The 15168-nt window shown below is 72.1% G+C and carries 14 protein-coding genes; 5 read left to right on the plus strand and 9 right to left on the minus strand.

Annotation, left to right across the window (positions count from 1 at the left end; all coding sequences use genetic code 11):
• Positions 1 to 36 precede the first annotated feature (36 nt).
• Both hemQ and hemG read right to left on the minus strand, forming a co-directional pair.
• Positions 37 to 777: a hydrogen peroxide-dependent heme synthase gene (gene hemQ / locus ACIGXO_RS06660; RefSeq protein ID WP_030252339.1), complete on the minus strand. Its 741-nt coding sequence runs from the start codon at positions 775 to 777 to the stop codon at positions 37 to 39.
• Positions 778 to 779: 2 nt separating this feature from the next.
• Entirely contained in the window at positions 780 to 2282 is a 1503-nt protein-coding gene (gene hemG, locus ACIGXO_RS06665) for a protoporphyrinogen oxidase (RefSeq protein WP_399781251.1), read from the minus strand.
• Positions 2283 to 2397: 115 nt separating this feature from the next.
• On the opposite strand from hemG, the gene ACIGXO_RS06670 reads away from it, so the two are divergent.
• From ACIGXO_RS06670 to ACIGXO_RS06680, 3 genes are all read left to right on the plus strand, one after another.
• Positions 2398 to 3168 (plus strand): IclR family transcriptional regulator, encoded by a 771-nt coding sequence (locus tag ACIGXO_RS06670; RefSeq protein ID WP_399781254.1) that lies wholly within the window; start codon positions 2398 to 2400, stop codon positions 3166 to 3168.
• Between the two features lie 209 nt (positions 3169 to 3377).
• Positions 3378 to 4511, plus strand: coding sequence for a Rieske 2Fe-2S domain-containing protein (locus ACIGXO_RS06675; protein ID WP_399781257.1), 1134 nt, complete (start codon positions 3378 to 3380; stop codon positions 4509 to 4511).
• Complete coding sequence (locus tag ACIGXO_RS06680) at positions 4508 to 5479, plus strand: PDR/VanB family oxidoreductase (protein WP_399781259.1); 972 nt, start codon at positions 4508 to 4510, stop codon at positions 5477 to 5479. Before ACIGXO_RS06675 ends, ACIGXO_RS06680 begins: the two co-directional genes overlap by 4 nt.
• A gap of 10 nt (positions 5480 to 5489) precedes the next feature.
• Here the strand turns inward: ACIGXO_RS06680 and ACIGXO_RS06685 are convergent, their stop codons facing one another.
• From ACIGXO_RS06685 to ACIGXO_RS06710, 6 genes are read right to left on the minus strand one after another with little or no spacing between them, the layout of a single operon-like run.
• The gene (locus tag ACIGXO_RS06685) at positions 5490 to 6212 is read right to left on the minus strand and encodes a hypothetical protein (protein ID WP_399781262.1); all 723 of its coding nucleotides are present in this window, start codon (positions 6210 to 6212) and stop codon (positions 5490 to 5492) included.
• A gap of 6 nt (positions 6213 to 6218) precedes the next feature.
• Complete coding sequence (locus tag ACIGXO_RS06690; protein WP_399781265.1) at positions 6219 to 7016, minus strand: hypothetical protein; 798 nt, start codon at positions 7014 to 7016, stop codon at positions 6219 to 6221.
• A complete protein-coding gene (locus tag ACIGXO_RS06695; protein WP_399781268.1) occupies positions 7013 to 10354 on the minus strand; it encodes a hypothetical protein in 3342 nt (1113 codons plus the stop codon). Before ACIGXO_RS06695 ends, ACIGXO_RS06690 begins: the two co-directional genes overlap by 4 nt.
• Positions 10351 to 10743, minus strand: a complete 393-nt coding sequence (locus tag ACIGXO_RS06700; protein ID WP_399781271.1) for a DUF6507 family protein — start codon at positions 10741 to 10743, stop codon at positions 10351 to 10353. The genes ACIGXO_RS06695 and ACIGXO_RS06700 overlap by 4 nt, the downstream gene beginning before the upstream one ends.
• Positions 10744 to 10798: 55 nt before the next feature.
• Positions 10799 to 11110: a pore-forming ESAT-6 family protein gene (locus ACIGXO_RS06705; protein WP_363258271.1), complete on the minus strand. Its 312-nt coding sequence runs from the start codon at positions 11108 to 11110 to the stop codon at positions 10799 to 10801.
• A gap of 25 nt (positions 11111 to 11135) precedes the next feature.
• Positions 11136 to 11468 carry a hypothetical protein gene (locus tag ACIGXO_RS06710; protein ID WP_399781275.1) on the minus strand — a complete coding sequence of 111 codons (333 nt, stop codon included), beginning with the start codon at positions 11466 to 11468 and terminating at the stop codon, positions 11136 to 11138.
• Between the two features lie 195 nt (positions 11469 to 11663).
• Here ACIGXO_RS06710 and ACIGXO_RS06715 point away from each other — a divergent pair, with 195 nt between their 5' ends.
• Positions 11664 to 13055: an FAD-dependent oxidoreductase gene (locus ACIGXO_RS06715; RefSeq protein ID WP_399781277.1), complete on the plus strand. Its 1392-nt coding sequence runs from the start codon at positions 11664 to 11666 to the stop codon at positions 13053 to 13055.
• A 49-nt stretch (positions 13056 to 13104) separates the two neighbouring features.
• Here ACIGXO_RS06715 and hemE read toward each other — a convergent pair whose 3' ends face one another.
• On the minus strand, positions 13105 to 14172 hold the full coding sequence (hemE, locus tag ACIGXO_RS06720; RefSeq protein ID WP_399781281.1) for a uroporphyrinogen decarboxylase: 1068 nt from the start codon (positions 14170 to 14172) through the stop codon (positions 13105 to 13107).
• 171 nt (positions 14173 to 14343) lie between these two features.
• Between hemE and ACIGXO_RS06725 the strand changes: the two genes are divergently transcribed.
• Entirely contained in the window at positions 14344 to 14991 is a 648-nt protein-coding gene (locus ACIGXO_RS06725; RefSeq protein ID WP_399781283.1) for a DUF3000 domain-containing protein, read from the plus strand.
• Positions 14992 to 15168 lie beyond the last annotated feature (177 nt).

Here is a 15168-nt window from a genome sequence, read left to right on the forward strand (position 1 = left end):
CGGCCGGGCCGGCCCGGCCGGTCGGGCGTGGGCCGGTCAGGCCAGCCCGGCCACCAGCTCCGAGACCGGCTTGCGGCGGCCGGTGTAGAACGGCACCTCTTCGCGGACGTGCAGCCGCGCCTCGGAGCCGCGCAGGTGCCGCATGAGGTCGACGATGCGGTACAGCTCGTCCGCCTCGAAGGCGAGGATCCACTCGTAGTCGCCGAGCGAGAAGGACGGCACGGTGTTGGCGCGCACGTCCGGGAAGCCGCGGGCCATCTTGCCGTGGTCCGCGAGCATCCGGCGGCGGTCCTCGTCGGGGAGGAGGTACCAGTCGTACGAGCGCACGAACGGGTAGACGCTCACGTAGTCGCGCGCCTGCTCGTCGGCCAGGAAGGCCGGGATGTGCGACTTGTTGAACTCGGCGGGGCGGTGCAGCGCCATGTTCGACCAGACCGGCTCCAGGGCGCGGCCCAGCTTGGTGCGGCGGAAGAGGTTGTACGCCTCCTGGAGCGCGTCCGAGCTCTCCGAGTGCCACCAGATCATGATGTCGGCGTCGGCGCGGATGCCGGACACGTCGTACGTGCCCCGGACCACCACGTCCTTGGCGGCGAGCTGCTCGAACAGCTCATCGACCTCTTCGGCGTAGCCGCTGCGGTCCTCCGGGAGGGCGGCACGCAGCTTGAACACCGACCAGAGGGTGTAGCGGATGACCTCGTTGAGGTCCTTCGCCTTCTTGCCGGCGTTCGGGGTCTTCTCGGGCGCGGGCCCAGGGGTGGCGTCAGTCATGTCATCCATTCTCACTCGTCGGCCGGAATGCCCGGCGTCAGGGTCGCCGCACCGTGCGGCGTGAGGCCGGCCAGTACCGCGTCGGCGGCCTTCGTGGCGCTCGCGACGCAGGCCGGGATGCCGACGCCCTCGTAGAGCGCGCCGCACACCTGGAGGCCGGCGAGCCGGCCGACGGCCTCGTGGATGCGCGCCACCCGCTCCAGATGGCCGACCGGGTACTGCGGCAGGCCGCTGTCCCACCGGGTGACCGTGGTGTCGACGGGCCGCGCGGCCAGCCCGACCGCCTCCCCCAGGTCGTGCAGCGAGAGGTCCACCAGCTCGGCGTCGTCGCGCGCCAGGTCGGCGGTGTCCCCGTGCCGCCCGATCGAGGTGCGCAGCACGAAGAGGTCCGGGCCGGCCGCGTCGATCCAGCCCCACTTGTTGCTCGCGAACGTGGCCGCCTTGATCTTGTGACCGTCGACCGGCGGCACGAGGAAGCCGCTGCCGGTGAGCTGCCGCTCGACGTCGGCGCGGCGGAAGGCCATGGTGACCAGCGCCATGGAGGCGTACTCGACGTCGTCCAGCTCCGTGGCGGCGGCGGGGCTCTCGTGGCGGAGGATGCGGGCCGCGGCGGGCGCGGGGCAGGCGAGGATGACGGCGTCGGCCTGTTCGATCCGGTCCTCGAGGTGGATCTCCCAGCCGCCGTCGCCGCTCCGCCGTGCCGCGCGCACGGCCGTGTTCAGGCGGATCTCGCCGCCCTTGGCCCGTACCGCGTCGGCGACCGCGCCCGGCAGCGTGCCGATGCCGCCGTCGATGCCCATGAAGACCGGTCCCGCGGCGGCGGGGCCCGTCTGGTGGACGGTGGCGGCCGCGCGCGCCTGAATGGCCCGCACGCCCTCCGTCAGGGAGCGGTGGTTCCTCGCCGCATCGAAGAGCTGCGGTACGGCGGCCCGCATGGAGATGCGGTACGCGTCGCCCGCGTACACCCCGCCCAGCAGCGGCTCCACGAGCCGGTCGACGACCTCCCGGCCCAGCCGCTCGGCGACGTACTCACCGACCGCGACGTCCTCGCCCACCTCGGTGCGCGGCAGCCCGGCGTCCTCCTCGATGCGCGCGAGGCCCGCGTCGGAGAGCACCCCGGAGGCGGCGAGCGGCGCCGGGTCGCCGGGCACGCCCATGACGTGCCCCTTGGGCATCGGGCGCAGGGCGCCGCGGGTCCAGAGGGAGGCGGTCGCGGTGGACGGCGGCTGCAGCCGGTCGCCGAGCCCGACGGCCCGTGCGAGCTCGACCGCCTCGGGGCGCCTGGCGAGCATGGATTCGGCGCCGAGGTCGACCGGTACGCCCGCGACCGCGCCGGCCCTCAGCTTGCCGCCGAGGCGCCCGGACGCCTCCAGTACGGTGACCCGCGCGCCGCCGTCGAGCGCACGGTGCGCGGCTGCCAGACCCGAGATGCCGCCGCCGATCACGACGACGTGGCCGGGCGCGTGGCCCGTACGACCGGGCGCCTGGCCCGTACCGGTGTGCGCTGTGCTCATGTCCCCACTCTCTCAGAGCCCGCGCCCGGCGCCCGGAGGCGGTGGGCGCCCCTTCGGGGCTCCACTATGCTCGCGGCTTCATGGACGGACCGGTGAGCGGAGGCGGGGTGGCGCAATGGTCCCGCGTGACGCGCAGGCCGGGCCCGGGAGCGGGCGGTCGGCCGCCGACCGGGTACTCGCGCTGCTCGGCGCCTTCGACCACGCGCACCGCAGCCTGACCCTGACCGCGCTGGCCCGCCGGGCCGGCCTGCCGCTGGCCACCGCGCACCGGTTCGCCGGCAAGCTGACGGAGTGGGGCGCGCTGGAGCGCCGCGCGGACGGCCGGTACGAGATCGGGCTGCGGCTGTGGGAGATCGCGGTGCTCGCGCGGCGCGGCGTGGGACTGCGGCAGGCCGCGCTGCCCTTCATGGAGGACCTCTACGAAGCGACGCACGAGAACGTCCAACTCGCCGTACGGGACGGCCTGGAGACGGTGTACATCGAGCTGATCTCGGGGCGCTCGGCGGTCGGGGTGCGTACGAGGGTCGGGGCGCGCTGGCCGCTGCACGCGACCGGTGTGGGCCTCGCGCTCCTGGCATACGCGCCGCCCGCCGTGGTCGCGCAGGTGTGTGCCGCGCCGCTGCGCCGGTTCACCGAGCGCACGATCGGCGACCCGGCGCTGCTGCGGTCGGTCCTCGCGGACGTGCGCACGTCCGGAGTGGCGGTCAGCGAGCGGCAGATCACGATGGACGCGGTGTCCGTCGCGGCGCCCGTCCGCGGTCCCGACGGGCGGGCGGTGGCCGCGCTGTCGGTCGTCGTCCCGGTGAGCGAGGGCCGCGCGGCCCTGCTCGCCCCCGCAGTACGCGTCGCCGCGCAGGGCATCGCCCGCAGCCTGCCCGCTCTTTGAACGCCCCTTGCGTACGGGGAACTTTGCACCTCCCCTGCGTACCGGGATGGCGTTGAGCGCTCCTTGCGCATCGGAGGCGCGGCGCGCAACCCCCGTGCACGCATGTTTCCAGCTGCTGGAAAAGCCCCTTGTCCGCCTCTGAGGCCCGCCGCACAGTCTGGTGCGCCCCGGGACCGCCCGGGTCCTGTGCGTCGTCGAGGAGGCCACTCATGCCCGTTCCCACCGCGTTCGCCCGCGACCAGTGGTACGTCGCCGCCTACAGCGGCGAGGTCGGCAGCGAGGCCGGCGGCGAGGAGATCCTCGCCCGTACGGTCTGCGGCGAGCCGCTGGCGCTCTACCGCACGCCCGAGGGCGAGGCCGTCGCGCTCGCCGACCGCTGCGTCCACCGCCGCTACCCGCTCTCCGAAGGCACGCTGGAGGACGGCCGGCTGGTCTGCGGCTACCACGGCTTCACCTACGACCGGGCCGGCACCTGCGTCTCCGTACCGGGCCAGACCCGCGTGCCGCGCACCGCGCGCGTCGCCTCGTACCCCCTCGCCGAACTGGACGGATTCATCTGGGTCTGGATCGGTGACCCGGCGCGCGCGGACGTGACCGCCGTACCGCGCGCCCCCTGGCTCGCCGACCCCGACTGGACGGTCGTCCGCGGCATGGAGCCGCTCAGCGCGCGCTACGGCCTGCTCGTCGACAACCTGCTGGACCTCTCCCACGAGACGTTCCTGCACGGCGGGTACATCGGCACCCCGGAGGTCGCCGCCACCCCGATCACCACCGAGGCCGACGAGGAGCGCGGCATCGTCCGGGTGAGCCGGCACATGGACGACGCCGAGTGCCCGCCCTTCTACGCCGACTCCACGGGCCTGAAGGGCCGCGTCAGCCGCTGGCAGGACATCGAGTACCACGCGCCCTGCCTGTACCTGCTGCACAGCCGTATCGCGCCGGTCGGCTCGGTACCGGGCGCCGACGGCAGCGACCCGGACGCCTTCCACACCGAGATCGCGTACGCCATCACCCCGTCCACCGAGACCACCACGTACGACTTCTGGCTGGTGGCACGGGACTTCGCGCGCGAGGACGAGAAGGTGAGCGCCTTCCTGCACGAGTTCAACCGCACGGTCGTCCTCCAGGACGTGACGGCGCTGGACATCCTGGAGCAGGTCACGGCCGAGGAAGAGGGCCGCCGGGTACAGGAGTTGAGCATCGGCATCGACGCGGGCGGGCTGGCGGCGCGGCGGATACTGGAGCGGATGATCGCGGGGTCGGCGAAGCCGGCGGCGACCGGGGTGCCGGGCGGGGCGCCGGACGGGGTGTCCGGCGGGCCGGAAGCGGTGGCGGCCCGATGAGCGACGCCTCCCCCGCCCCCCTCGACCTCGTCGTCGCGCGCAAGCGGACCGTCGCCGACGGCGTGTGCGAACTGTCGCTGCGCCGCCCGGACGGCGGTCCGCTGCCCGCCTGGTCCCCCGGCGCCCACCTGGACCTGCACCTGACCGCGGAGCTGGCCCGCTCGTACTCGCTGTGCGGGGATCCGGCCGTACGGGCCGAGTGGCGCGTCGCGGTACTGCGCGAGCCCGCGGGCACGGGCGGCTCCGCGTACGTGCACGACCACCTCACGACGGGCGACAAGGTCACCGTCTCCGTACCCCGCAACCACTTCCCCTTCGCACCCCCGTCCGCCCCTCCCGCCCGCTGCCTCTTCCTCGCCGGCGGCATCGGCATCACCCCGCTGCTCCCGATGATCGCCCGCGCGCAGGTGGCCGGGACGGACTGGCGGCTGCTGTACGGCGGCCGGACCCGCGCCTCGATGGCCTACGCCGACCGGCTCGCGGCACACGGGGAGCGCGTCACACTGCGCCCGGAGGACGAGTACGGGCTCCTGGACCTGGCGGGCTTCCTCCGTGACGCGGACCCGGCGACCCACGTGTACGCCTGTGGCCCCGAGGCGCTGCTCACCGCCATCGAGGAACAGTGCAGGGCGGTGGGGCTCCCCGAGGACGCGCTGCACGTGGAGCGCTTCCGCCCGGCCCCCGCCGCCGACGACGACGGCACGGCCTTCGAGGTGGAACTGGCCGACTCGGGGCGCACCGTACGCGTACCGCCCGGCCGTTCGATCCTGGAGGCGGTGGAGGACGCCGGTGTACAGGTGCTCTCCTCCTGCCGCGCCGGCACCTGCGGCACCTGCGAGACGGAGGTCCTGTCCGGCACCCCCGACCACCGCGACCACCTCCTCACGGAAGCCGAACGGTCAGCCGGCGACACCATGCTCATCTGCGTCTCTCGCTCCCACGGCCCCCGCCTGAGACTCGCCCTCTGACCCGCCTCGGCTACCGGGTCATCCCATCGATGACAGCGGCGGCCGCGGGCTCGGTGATCTGCACATGCTCGATCTCGCTGAGGCAATCGGTCGGCTCCCAGCGGAAATCCCGCGTGAATATCTCGTCGTACGTCGTCGATTCCCGGCCGACCAATCGGCGCCGCAGCACGCCCAACGGGCTGCTGTAGTACGAGATCCGGCCGTCGGCCCCCGCATCGAGGGCGTCGAGGGTGCTGGGGGCGAGGGTGAGGAATGGCTCGGCGTGGAGATTGGAGTCCAGATTCCCGTGCGGAATCAGCACGCCGTAGAGGTCGATGAATTCCTCGACGGAATACCCACCACCCCGTCCGAACATGAACAGCAAGGGCTCGTACGGGTCGGGCAGCTCGGGCAGATCGCGTAGGCCGGTCGCGTCCGCACGCAGGGCCGCCCACCGTACGGCGCCTCGGCACACCCGCCGGAGAGAGGGGGTGCCGAGGCGCGACACGTACTCCGCCAGCTCGGCCGCGAGGTCAGGGGGCGGTTCGAAGCCGGGGGCGGCGTGCTCCGTCACGTCGAAGAACGGCCACGCCTCCTCGGCACCGTACGCACGTGCCCAGAGGGCCGCACGGCGCAGGTATTCCCGCATCAGCAGGGCCCGCGACCGCCGGTGGCTGTTCGCCGTGTCCCAGTCGCCGTACCAGTCGACGGTCCGGAGTTCCTCCAGCACACCGCGCGGCAGGCCGGCGCTCATCGGCTGTCAGCTGTTTCCGGTGTTTCCGGTGTTTCCGGTGAGCTTTTCCGTCATCGTTTCGATGAATGCGGCGGCCTCGGCCTCCGTGATCTCCACGTGGTCGATGTCGTTGTGGCCGAGCTCGTAAAGGCGCAGGTACTCGGTGGGCTCCCAGCGGAGATTGCGGGTGAATGCCTCGTCGTGCGTCTCTTCGTCATTGCCGATGACACGGCGGCGCACGATGCCCCGGGGACTGCTGCGCGGATAGCCTTCGCTGATCTTCGCGTAGTACGTGATCCGCCCGCGGCCGTCGAGCGCGTCGAGCGTGGCGGGCGCGAGGGTGAGGAACGGCGTGGCGGAGAGGTTGTTCTCCAGGCTCCCCCGCGGAATCGCCACCCCTTGCAGATCGATGAACTGCTCAATGGCGTAACCGCCGCCGCGCTCGAACATCAGCAGCAGCGGCTCATACATGTCGGGCAGGTCCGGCAATTCCGCCTTGGTCTCCGCGCGCACCGCAGCGAAATGCACGGCGCCCCGGCACGACTTCTGGATGGAGGGCGTGCCGACGTTCCCGCGGATGTATGCGTCGAGCTCGGCCGCGATCTCGGCGTCCAGTTCGACGGACGGGTCCACGTACTCCGCGACGTCGAAGAACGGCCACGCCTCCTCGGCGCCGTACGCACGCGCCCAGAGCGCGGCACGGCGCAGGTACTCGCGCATCAGCAGGGCCCGGGACCTGGCGTGCCCGAGCGACACGCTGAAGTCGTCGTCCCAGGTGATACCGCGAATCCGGTCGAGCACGACGCGCGGTTCTCGTGCGGTCACTTCAGGTTCAGCCCCTTCGAACGCAGCTCCTGTGCGACAGCCTTCACTACGTCGTCGATGTTGGACATGTCTTCCCGCAGCACGACGTCGGGCTCCTTGAGCCCCAGCGAGCCCCAGTGCTTGAAGCCGCCCTTGCGCTCATTCGGTGCCAGTTCGTGCGCCCCGGCGTCCCGAGGTGTCTCGGGCCACCGCCGATAGTACTTGCCGTCGTTCGGGTCCACTTCCCACATGTGCGGGTGCGGCTGCGTGTACGGCATTCCCGCCTGCATGAGCCGGCTTTCCACGTACTCGTGCGCCATCAGGGAACGGAAGCGCAGCATTTCGGCTTCCGAAAGCTCGCCGCGCTGTGCCTTGGGCCAGAGCTCGGCGATATCGTCGGCCGGCTCGAAAAGGCCGTGGCGGACGTCATTGGGTCCGACGGTCACATCGTGCTGGGCCCGGAACAGATGCGTTTTCACCTGCCGCAGTACCGACTCGTGGACACCGGTGTGCTGCGAAATGCTGGGCAGGTCCACGCGGTTCGGCGTCGCGCGGATTTCGTCGTAGACGCGGCCCGCGAACTCCGAGGGCTCGGTCACCCAGTAGGCGCCGCCGGGACCGCCGTGACCGCCCTCGCGCGGCAGGTCCGTATCGCCGGCGTCCGCGCCGTCCGCCGCATCGTCACCCAGGTCACCGGCGTCACCGGCGTCATCGGCCAGGTCACCGGCATCGTCGGCCAAGCCGCCGCTGTCGTCGCCCGCCCTCCCGAGGTCATCGCCCACCGAATCGGCGTCCTTGCCCAGCGCGGACGCGAGGTCGTCGGGGCCGTGGCCGCCGAGGCGGATGGCGCCCGCGTCGTGCGGCACCGGTACCTTGCCGAACAGGTCGGACTGCTCGGCCTTGATCGCGGCGAGCTCGTCCGGGGTGACGCCGGGCAGGCGCTCCTTCTCGTACAGCGCGTGGCCGTCCATCTTGGCCGCGAAGCTGTCCGCCGTGTGGAACTGCAGCTCGAAGACCTGGCCGCTGACCGGGTCCCGCCAGGTGGAGTTGATGCCCTTGTAGCCGGCGGAGTCCCAGGTGTTCTTGAACGTGACGTTCTCGAACCCCTTGGCCTGCAGGTCGTGGATCGCCTGCTGCACACCGTGGGTGTAGTTGTTGGCCGGGACCTCCATCGTGTAGCGGATGGAGTCCTTGATGTCGCCGAGCACCCGGCCGTGGTCCACGCCGATGTCCTCGAGCATGTCCGTGGCGAGCTTGCGCTTGAGGGAGTCCTCGCCCTTGAGGCGGTACTCCAGGCCGATCAGCTTGCCGTCGTCGACCTTGCCCGCGATGCCCTGCATGGACTCGGTGATGCGCGGCTCCGCGTCGGCGGACCGGCGCATGAAGTCGTCGGCGGCGGCGTTCGCCTCGCGGTCCAGGCGCAGACCGTTCTCGCCCGCCCAGGAGCCGTCGGGCAGATTGCCGCGCGGCCCGTCGGGCATGGCCGGACCGAGACCGCCGAGGTCGCCGCCGTGGGGCGGGGGCGGCAGGTGGTCGGACCCGGAGCCGCCGGGCAGGTCGTCCCCGGCACCGCCCGGGACGTGGTCCCCGCCACCGCCGGGCACGTGGTCGCCGCCGCCCGGGGTGTGGTCGCCGCCCGTGGGGCCGTCGCCGTGTCCGCCGCCGGTGGGCGGTTCGTGGCTCGCGGCGGGGCCGTGGCCGAGGTCGTGGGCGGTGCCACCGGGCAGATGGTCACCGGCATTCCCGCCGGGCCCGTGGTCGCCGAGGTGACTGCCGGGCACCTGGTCGCCGAGGTGGGTGCCGGGCGCCTGGTCGACGAGGTGGGCGCCGGGGACGTTGTCGCCCACGTGGGCACCCGCACCGACCAGGACCGGCTGCTGGGCATGGGCCGGAGTCTCGACCCGCGGAGTGTCCGCCGTGGTGCCCGGGCGCACGTCCGGGGAGCCTTCGCGCGGCGCGTTGTCGGCGTGGTCCAGGACGTTGCCGTGCTGGTCGAGGACGTTGCCGTCGCCGTCGAAGTACCGGGCGGGCTCCCCCGGGCCCGTCGGCAGCCTGGTGGCGTTCTCCGGCAGGGCCGGTACGTCGTCGGGCAGCCGCACGTTGCCGTCCGGCAGCCTGGTCGCGCCCTCGGGAACCGCCGCGCCCTCGGGCAGCCGGACGGTGCCGTCGGGCAGCTTGAGCGACCCCTCCGGCAGCTTGATCGCATCAGCGGGCAGAGCAGGTACATCGATCTTCCCGATGCCCTTGATGCTCTTGGCGATGTCGCCGATCTTGGAGAGGCCGGCGCCCGCGCCCTTGGCGACATAGGTCATCGGGTCGATGACCTTGCCCGCCTTGCCGGCCACCGAGAGCGCCTTGGCGACCGCGCCCGCCTTGCCCGCACCGGCCGCCGCGCCGCCCGCACCCCCGGTGAAGATGGTCGTGACGACGTTGAAGGTGACCGCACCCGCCGCCCGCCCCGGGTTCTTGCCCCATTCGTCCCAGGCCACCAGGGCCTTGCCGGTCTCCTTCATCGCGGTGCGCGAATCGCGCAGCCAGGAGGGCAGCTTGTCCTCGGGCAGCGCCCAGAAGGCGGTGCCGACACCGGGGATGGAGGTGATGGCCAGGCCGGTGGCCAGCTGCGCCAGGCCCTTCCAGGCTTGCCCCATCGCGTCCCAGCCGCCAAAACCCACCAGCGTGCCCAGGCCCTTGATGGTGCCCCAGATGCCGTCGACGATCAGGCCGTCCCACACGAAGGACTTCACCCAGTGGCCGACCTCGTACCAGTGGTGCTTCTCCTCCACCGGGTCGCCCCAGGGGAGTTTGGCGTTCTTCATGTCCTCGGCGTTGAAGCCGTACTGGTTCTTCTTGTCCGAGCCGTCCCCGGCCACCATCTGCGTCCCGCCCCACAAGGCGGTGATCTTGTTGTGGCAGGTCCGCTCCGCCGCCCAGAAGGCGGCCACGGTGGCGGTGATGTCATCCCGGATCTGATTGTGCTCGGCGATCAGATCCTCGTCGTAGTCCCCGTCCTCGTCGTCCTTGTGGTCGCGGATGAAGTTCTGCGCCTTGGTCTTCAGCTCCGCGAGCTTGGGGACGAGCGGGCGGATTTCGTCGGCGTAGGCGGACAGGGCGGAGGCGACGGTCTCCAGGCTGTCGGCGAAGCCGTCCGCCCGGTCCTGCACCGGCTTGGTGGTCGCGAAGAGCTGCTCCGCCTCCGGCGCCTTGTAGTACGCCGACAGGCCCTGGAAGTGGGAGTGGACGTCCGAGCCGGTGGTGCGGATGTGCCCGGCATCCGTCTTCAGCGCGGCATGGTCCTTCTCCAGCTGCGCCAGATCACCGGTGTACTGCGGAATCTGGTCCGGCTTCAGCTCGATCTTCATGCCTGCTGTGCCCCCGGCTTGGTCGGATCCACATCCACCGCACCCAGCGCCTTGCGCTGCGCCTCGGCGGCCATCTCCAGATCACCGTTGAGATACGCCGTAGTGGCGTCCACCGCGCCGTTGAGCGACTTGCCCGCCCGCATCGCGATGAACTTCAGGTCGTTGATGGTGTGCTCGGAGAACTGCGACAGCGCCAGTGCCACCAGCCCCCCGGCCGCCTTCTCCCCGCCCTGACCGCCGCCCTCGGCGGTGATCGTGCCCGCGCTGGTCGCCGCGGACTGCAGGTGGTCCCCGTACGCCTTGGTATGCGTCTCGATCTTCCCGGCGAACTCACCGGTCGTCTTCAGCACACCCTGGATGCCCTGCGGATCCAGATCCCAGCCGGCCATGCTCCTACCTCATGCTCCCCGTTACCGCCCGCCACCGGACCCGTGTCCGGACGGATCAGCCGATGTTGTCGACCGCAGCCTTGGCCCGGGACAGCGTGTGCTGCGCGGTGCCGTCGTTCTTCTCCAGCGTCGTCTTCAGCAGCTGGATGATGTTCTTGACCTCCTGCGAGGCACGGTTCCAGCGCAGCTCCTTGCCGTGGTACTCATCCGCCACACCATCGGCCGTGAAGTCCGCCATCGCCGCCTTCACCTGACCGTCGCGCGCCGTGATCACCTGCTCCAGCCGCGCGATCACCGTCTGGATATTGCCCTGCGCATCGCCCGACGCCGCCGTGTCGTACGAACGACGGTCCTGTCCACCAGCCATCACACACTCCCCGTCACACAGAAGTTCAGCGGCCGCCGAAGCGCGCCGCGTCGAAATTGGCCGCCGACATCTGCTGCCGCGCGTTGTCCCCGTGCTCCTGGTCACCGGAGCTGAACGCCGAATCCATCCCCGACTGACCGCCCAGAATCCCCGACAGGGAACTCTGCAGGGCGGCGGCGATCTCGTCCGACCGGGCCTTGAACTGGTCGAAGGCCGCCTTGCCCGAACCGTTGAACTTGCCCTCCAGTGGCGCCGCGGCATCCACCAGCTGCCGGATCAGCGTCCCCAGATCCTCACTCGACCCACGCGACTTCGACTGCAGCGTCGACAGCGTCTGCGCTCCCATGTCGAACTTCATCAGGCTCCCCCTGCCGGGCTGGACGGCTTGCTTGCCGAGACATCTTCGCAACCCAGGGACATCTCTGCCAACACTGGACACAGTGCTGTGACACAGGCGTGACAGCGGCGCGGGCGCCGGGTGGCGCGGGCGGCGGGCCGTAGCCTTTCCGGTGCCGGGCGCGGGTGCGTCCGCGGAGCGAGGAGGGAGCCGGCCATGGCTGAGCGACCGGAGCGACTGGTGGTCGTCGGCGGGGACGCGACGGGGATGTCCGCCGCTTCCCAGGCCCGCAGGCTGCGCAAGCCCGAGGAGCTGGAGATCGTCGCGTTCGAGCGCGGGCACTTCACGTCGTACTCGGCCTGCGGCATTCCGTACTGGGTGGGCGGGGTGGTGGACGAGCGGGACGCGCTGGTCGCGCGGACGGCGGAGCAGCACCGGGCGCGCGACATCGACCTGCGGATGCGGACGGAGGTCACGGAGCTCGACGTCGAGAAGCGGCGGGTCCGTTCGCGGGACGTCGAAACCGGCGCGGAGGAGTGGACGGAGTACGACAAGCTCGTCATCGCGACCGGCGCACGCCCGGTCCGTCCGCCGATTCCCGGCATCGACGCGCCGGGCGTGCACGGCGTGCAGACCCTCGACGACGGGCAGGCGCTGCTGGACACGCTCGCGCGTACAGAAGGGCGGCGCGCGGTCGTGGTCGGCGCCGGGTACATCGGCGTGGAGATGGCCGAGGCGCTGATCCAGCGCGGCTACGAGGTCACGGTCGTCAACCGCGGTTCCGAGCCGATGTCCACGCTGGACCCGGACATGGGCTGCCTGGTGCACGACGCGATGACCGGGCTGGGCATCGAGATGGTCAACGGTGCCGAGGTGACGGAGATCCGCACCGGCGACGACGGCCGGGCCTGCGGGGTGGTGACGCCGGAGCAGGAGTTCCCGGCGGACGTGGTGGTGCTCGGGCTGGGCGTACGGCCGGAGACGACGCTCGCCGAGGCGGCCGGGCTGCCGCTGGGCGCGTCCGGCGGGATCCTCACGGACCTCGCGATGCGGGTGCGCGGGTACGAGGACATCTGGGCGGGCGGCGACTGCGTGGAGGTGCTGGACCTGGTCTCCGGGCGGGACCGGCACATCGCGCTCGGCACGCACGCCAACAAGCACGGCCAGGTCATCGGCTCGGGGGTGGGCGGCGGTTACGCGACCTTCCCCGGGGTGGTCGGCACGGCCGTCAGCAAGGTCTGCGACCTGGAGATCGCGCGGACCGGGCTGCGCGAGAAGGACGCGCGGGCCGTGGGGCTGCAGTACGTGGCCGTCACGATCGAGTCGACGAGCCGGGTGGGGTACTTCCCGAACGCCGCGCCGATGACGGTGAAGATGCTCGCCGAGCGGCTCTCGGGGCGGCTGCTGGGCATGCAGATCGTCGGCCGGGAGGGCGCGGCGAAGCGGGTGGACATCGCGGCGGTGGCGCTGACGGCGAAGATGACGGTCGAACAGATGACGGCGCTGGACCTGGGGTACGCGCCGCCGTTCTCACCGGTGTGGGACCCGGTGCTGGTGGCGGCGCGCAAGGCGGTGCAGGCGGTACGGGCGGACGCCGCGCCGCAGTAGCAGGAGAGGGGCCGGGGCGCCTGCCGTGCGGTGGGCGCCCCGGCACGCCTCAGCGCGCCGTTTGCTCGTGCACGTACTCGACCAGGCGGGTCAGCGCCTCCGGGTCGGTGTTCGGGAGCACGCCGTGGCCGAGGTTGAAGATGTGGCCCTCCAGGCCGGCGGCGGCGTCCAGTACCTCGCGGGCCTTGGTCTCGACCGCCTCGCGCGGGGCGAAGAGCACGGCCGGGTCGATGTTGCCCTGGATCGCCTTGCCGGGGCCGACCCGGCGCGCGGCCTCGTCCAGCGGCACCCGCCAGTCGGCGCCCACGACGTCCGCGCCCGCCTCGCCCATCAGGCCGAGCAGCTCGCCCGTGCCGACGCCGAAGTGGATACGCGGTACGCCGTAGCCCGCGACCGCCTCGAAGACCTTCGCGGAGGCCGGCATGACGGAGCGGCGGTAGTCGGCGGGGGCGAGCGCGCCGACCCAGGAGTCGAAGAGCTGCACGGCGCTGGCGCCGGCCTCGATCTGCACCTTCAGGAAGGCCGCGGTGATCTCGGCGAGGCGGTCCAGCAGGTCGGCCCAGAGCTCCGGGTCGCCGTACATGAGCGCCTTGGTGTGCTCGTGGTTGCGGGACGGGCCGCCCTCGACGAGGTAGCTGGCGAGGGTGAAGGGGGCGCCCGCGAAGCCGATGAGCGGGGTGGAGCCCAGCTCGCCGACGAGCATCCGGACCGCTTCGGAGACGTACGAGACGTCCTCGGGGGTGAGGTCGCGCAGCCGCTCCAGGTCGGCGCGGCTGCGGATCGGCCGCTCGACGACCGGGCCGACGCCGGGCTTGATGTCCAGGTCGATGCCGACGGCCTTCAGGGGGACGACGATGTCGCTGAAGTAGATCGCCGCGTCCACGTTGTGCCGGCGCACCGGCTGCAGCGTGATCTCGGTGACCAGCTCGGGCCGCATGCAGGAGTCGAGCATCGCGATGCCCTCGCGGACCTTGCGGTACTCCGGCAGCGAGCGCCCGGCCTGGCGCATGAACCACACCGGCGTGTGCGGGACCGGCTCCCGGCGGCACGCCTTGAGGAACGCGGAGTCCCGCGTGCTCTCCGGCGCGAAGGAGGCGGTCGGCTGCTGGCCCGTCATCGGGGTCTCCCCTGCTCGGTCGGATGCTCGTGCGGAGTGGAGAGCGTGGGGAACGTCGTCGGCACTCACGCACCGAATCTTCGCACGTGCCGTGGGACACCTCCGAACGGGCGACCCGCCCACCGGGTGTCCTCCGCATATGAACACGGCATTGCGCCTAACCTTCCCAGCATGGCAGCGGCTCAGGAACACCTCGCGGACAGCGCGGACGAGACCCCGATCGCCTTCCGTCAGGCGGTCGAGGCCCTCCATGCGGCCCGGTTGCGATCCGAGATCGAGATCGCGCCGATGCCCGCGCCCAAACGGCTCGCGCCGTTCGCGCACGCGCTGGAGGCAACAGTGGTCGAACGGGACGCGGAGGGCGATACGGACCTGGCCGACGGACGGCTGGTACTGCTGCACGACCCGGCGGGACACGAGGCGTGGCACGGCACCTTCCGGGTGGTGACGCTGGCCCGCGCGGAGCTGGAGCCGGAGCTGGCCACCGATCCGCTCCTGCCGGACGTGTGCTGGTCCTGGCTGACCGGGGCGCTGGAGGCGCGCGGCGTGCCGTACGGCGAACCGAGCGGCACGGTCACGCGCGCGGGCTCGTACTACTTCGGGGGCATCGGCGACCGGCAGCCGGACACCCAGCTCGAACTGCGGGCTTCCTGGACGCCGGCTGAGGGGCCGCACGGGGTGCGGGACATCGGGGCGCACCTGACGGCCTGGTGCGATCTGCTGTGCCAGGTGGCGGGGCTGCCGCCGGCGCCGGTGGAGCCGTCGGGGCGGGGCGGCGTGGTGCCGCTGCCGCAGCGCCGGGGACCGCAGCTGCGCTGACCGCGTTTCTTTCGCCGGGACATTTGTCGGTACAGGGACCTTGAAGCCGCGGGGGGGGCGCCCCCCGGGGGGGGGGGGGGGCGCGGGGGGGCCGGCCGGGGGGCGGGGGGGGGGGCCGCCCCCCCAGATTTCGCCCGGGGCCGGACCCAAAAAAGGGGGAAAAGCAAAAAGGCGGGG

Source organism: Streptomyces sp. NPDC053542, assembly GCF_044544685.1.
Classification (GTDB): Bacteria; Actinomycetota; Actinomycetes; order Streptomycetales; family Streptomycetaceae; genus Streptomyces.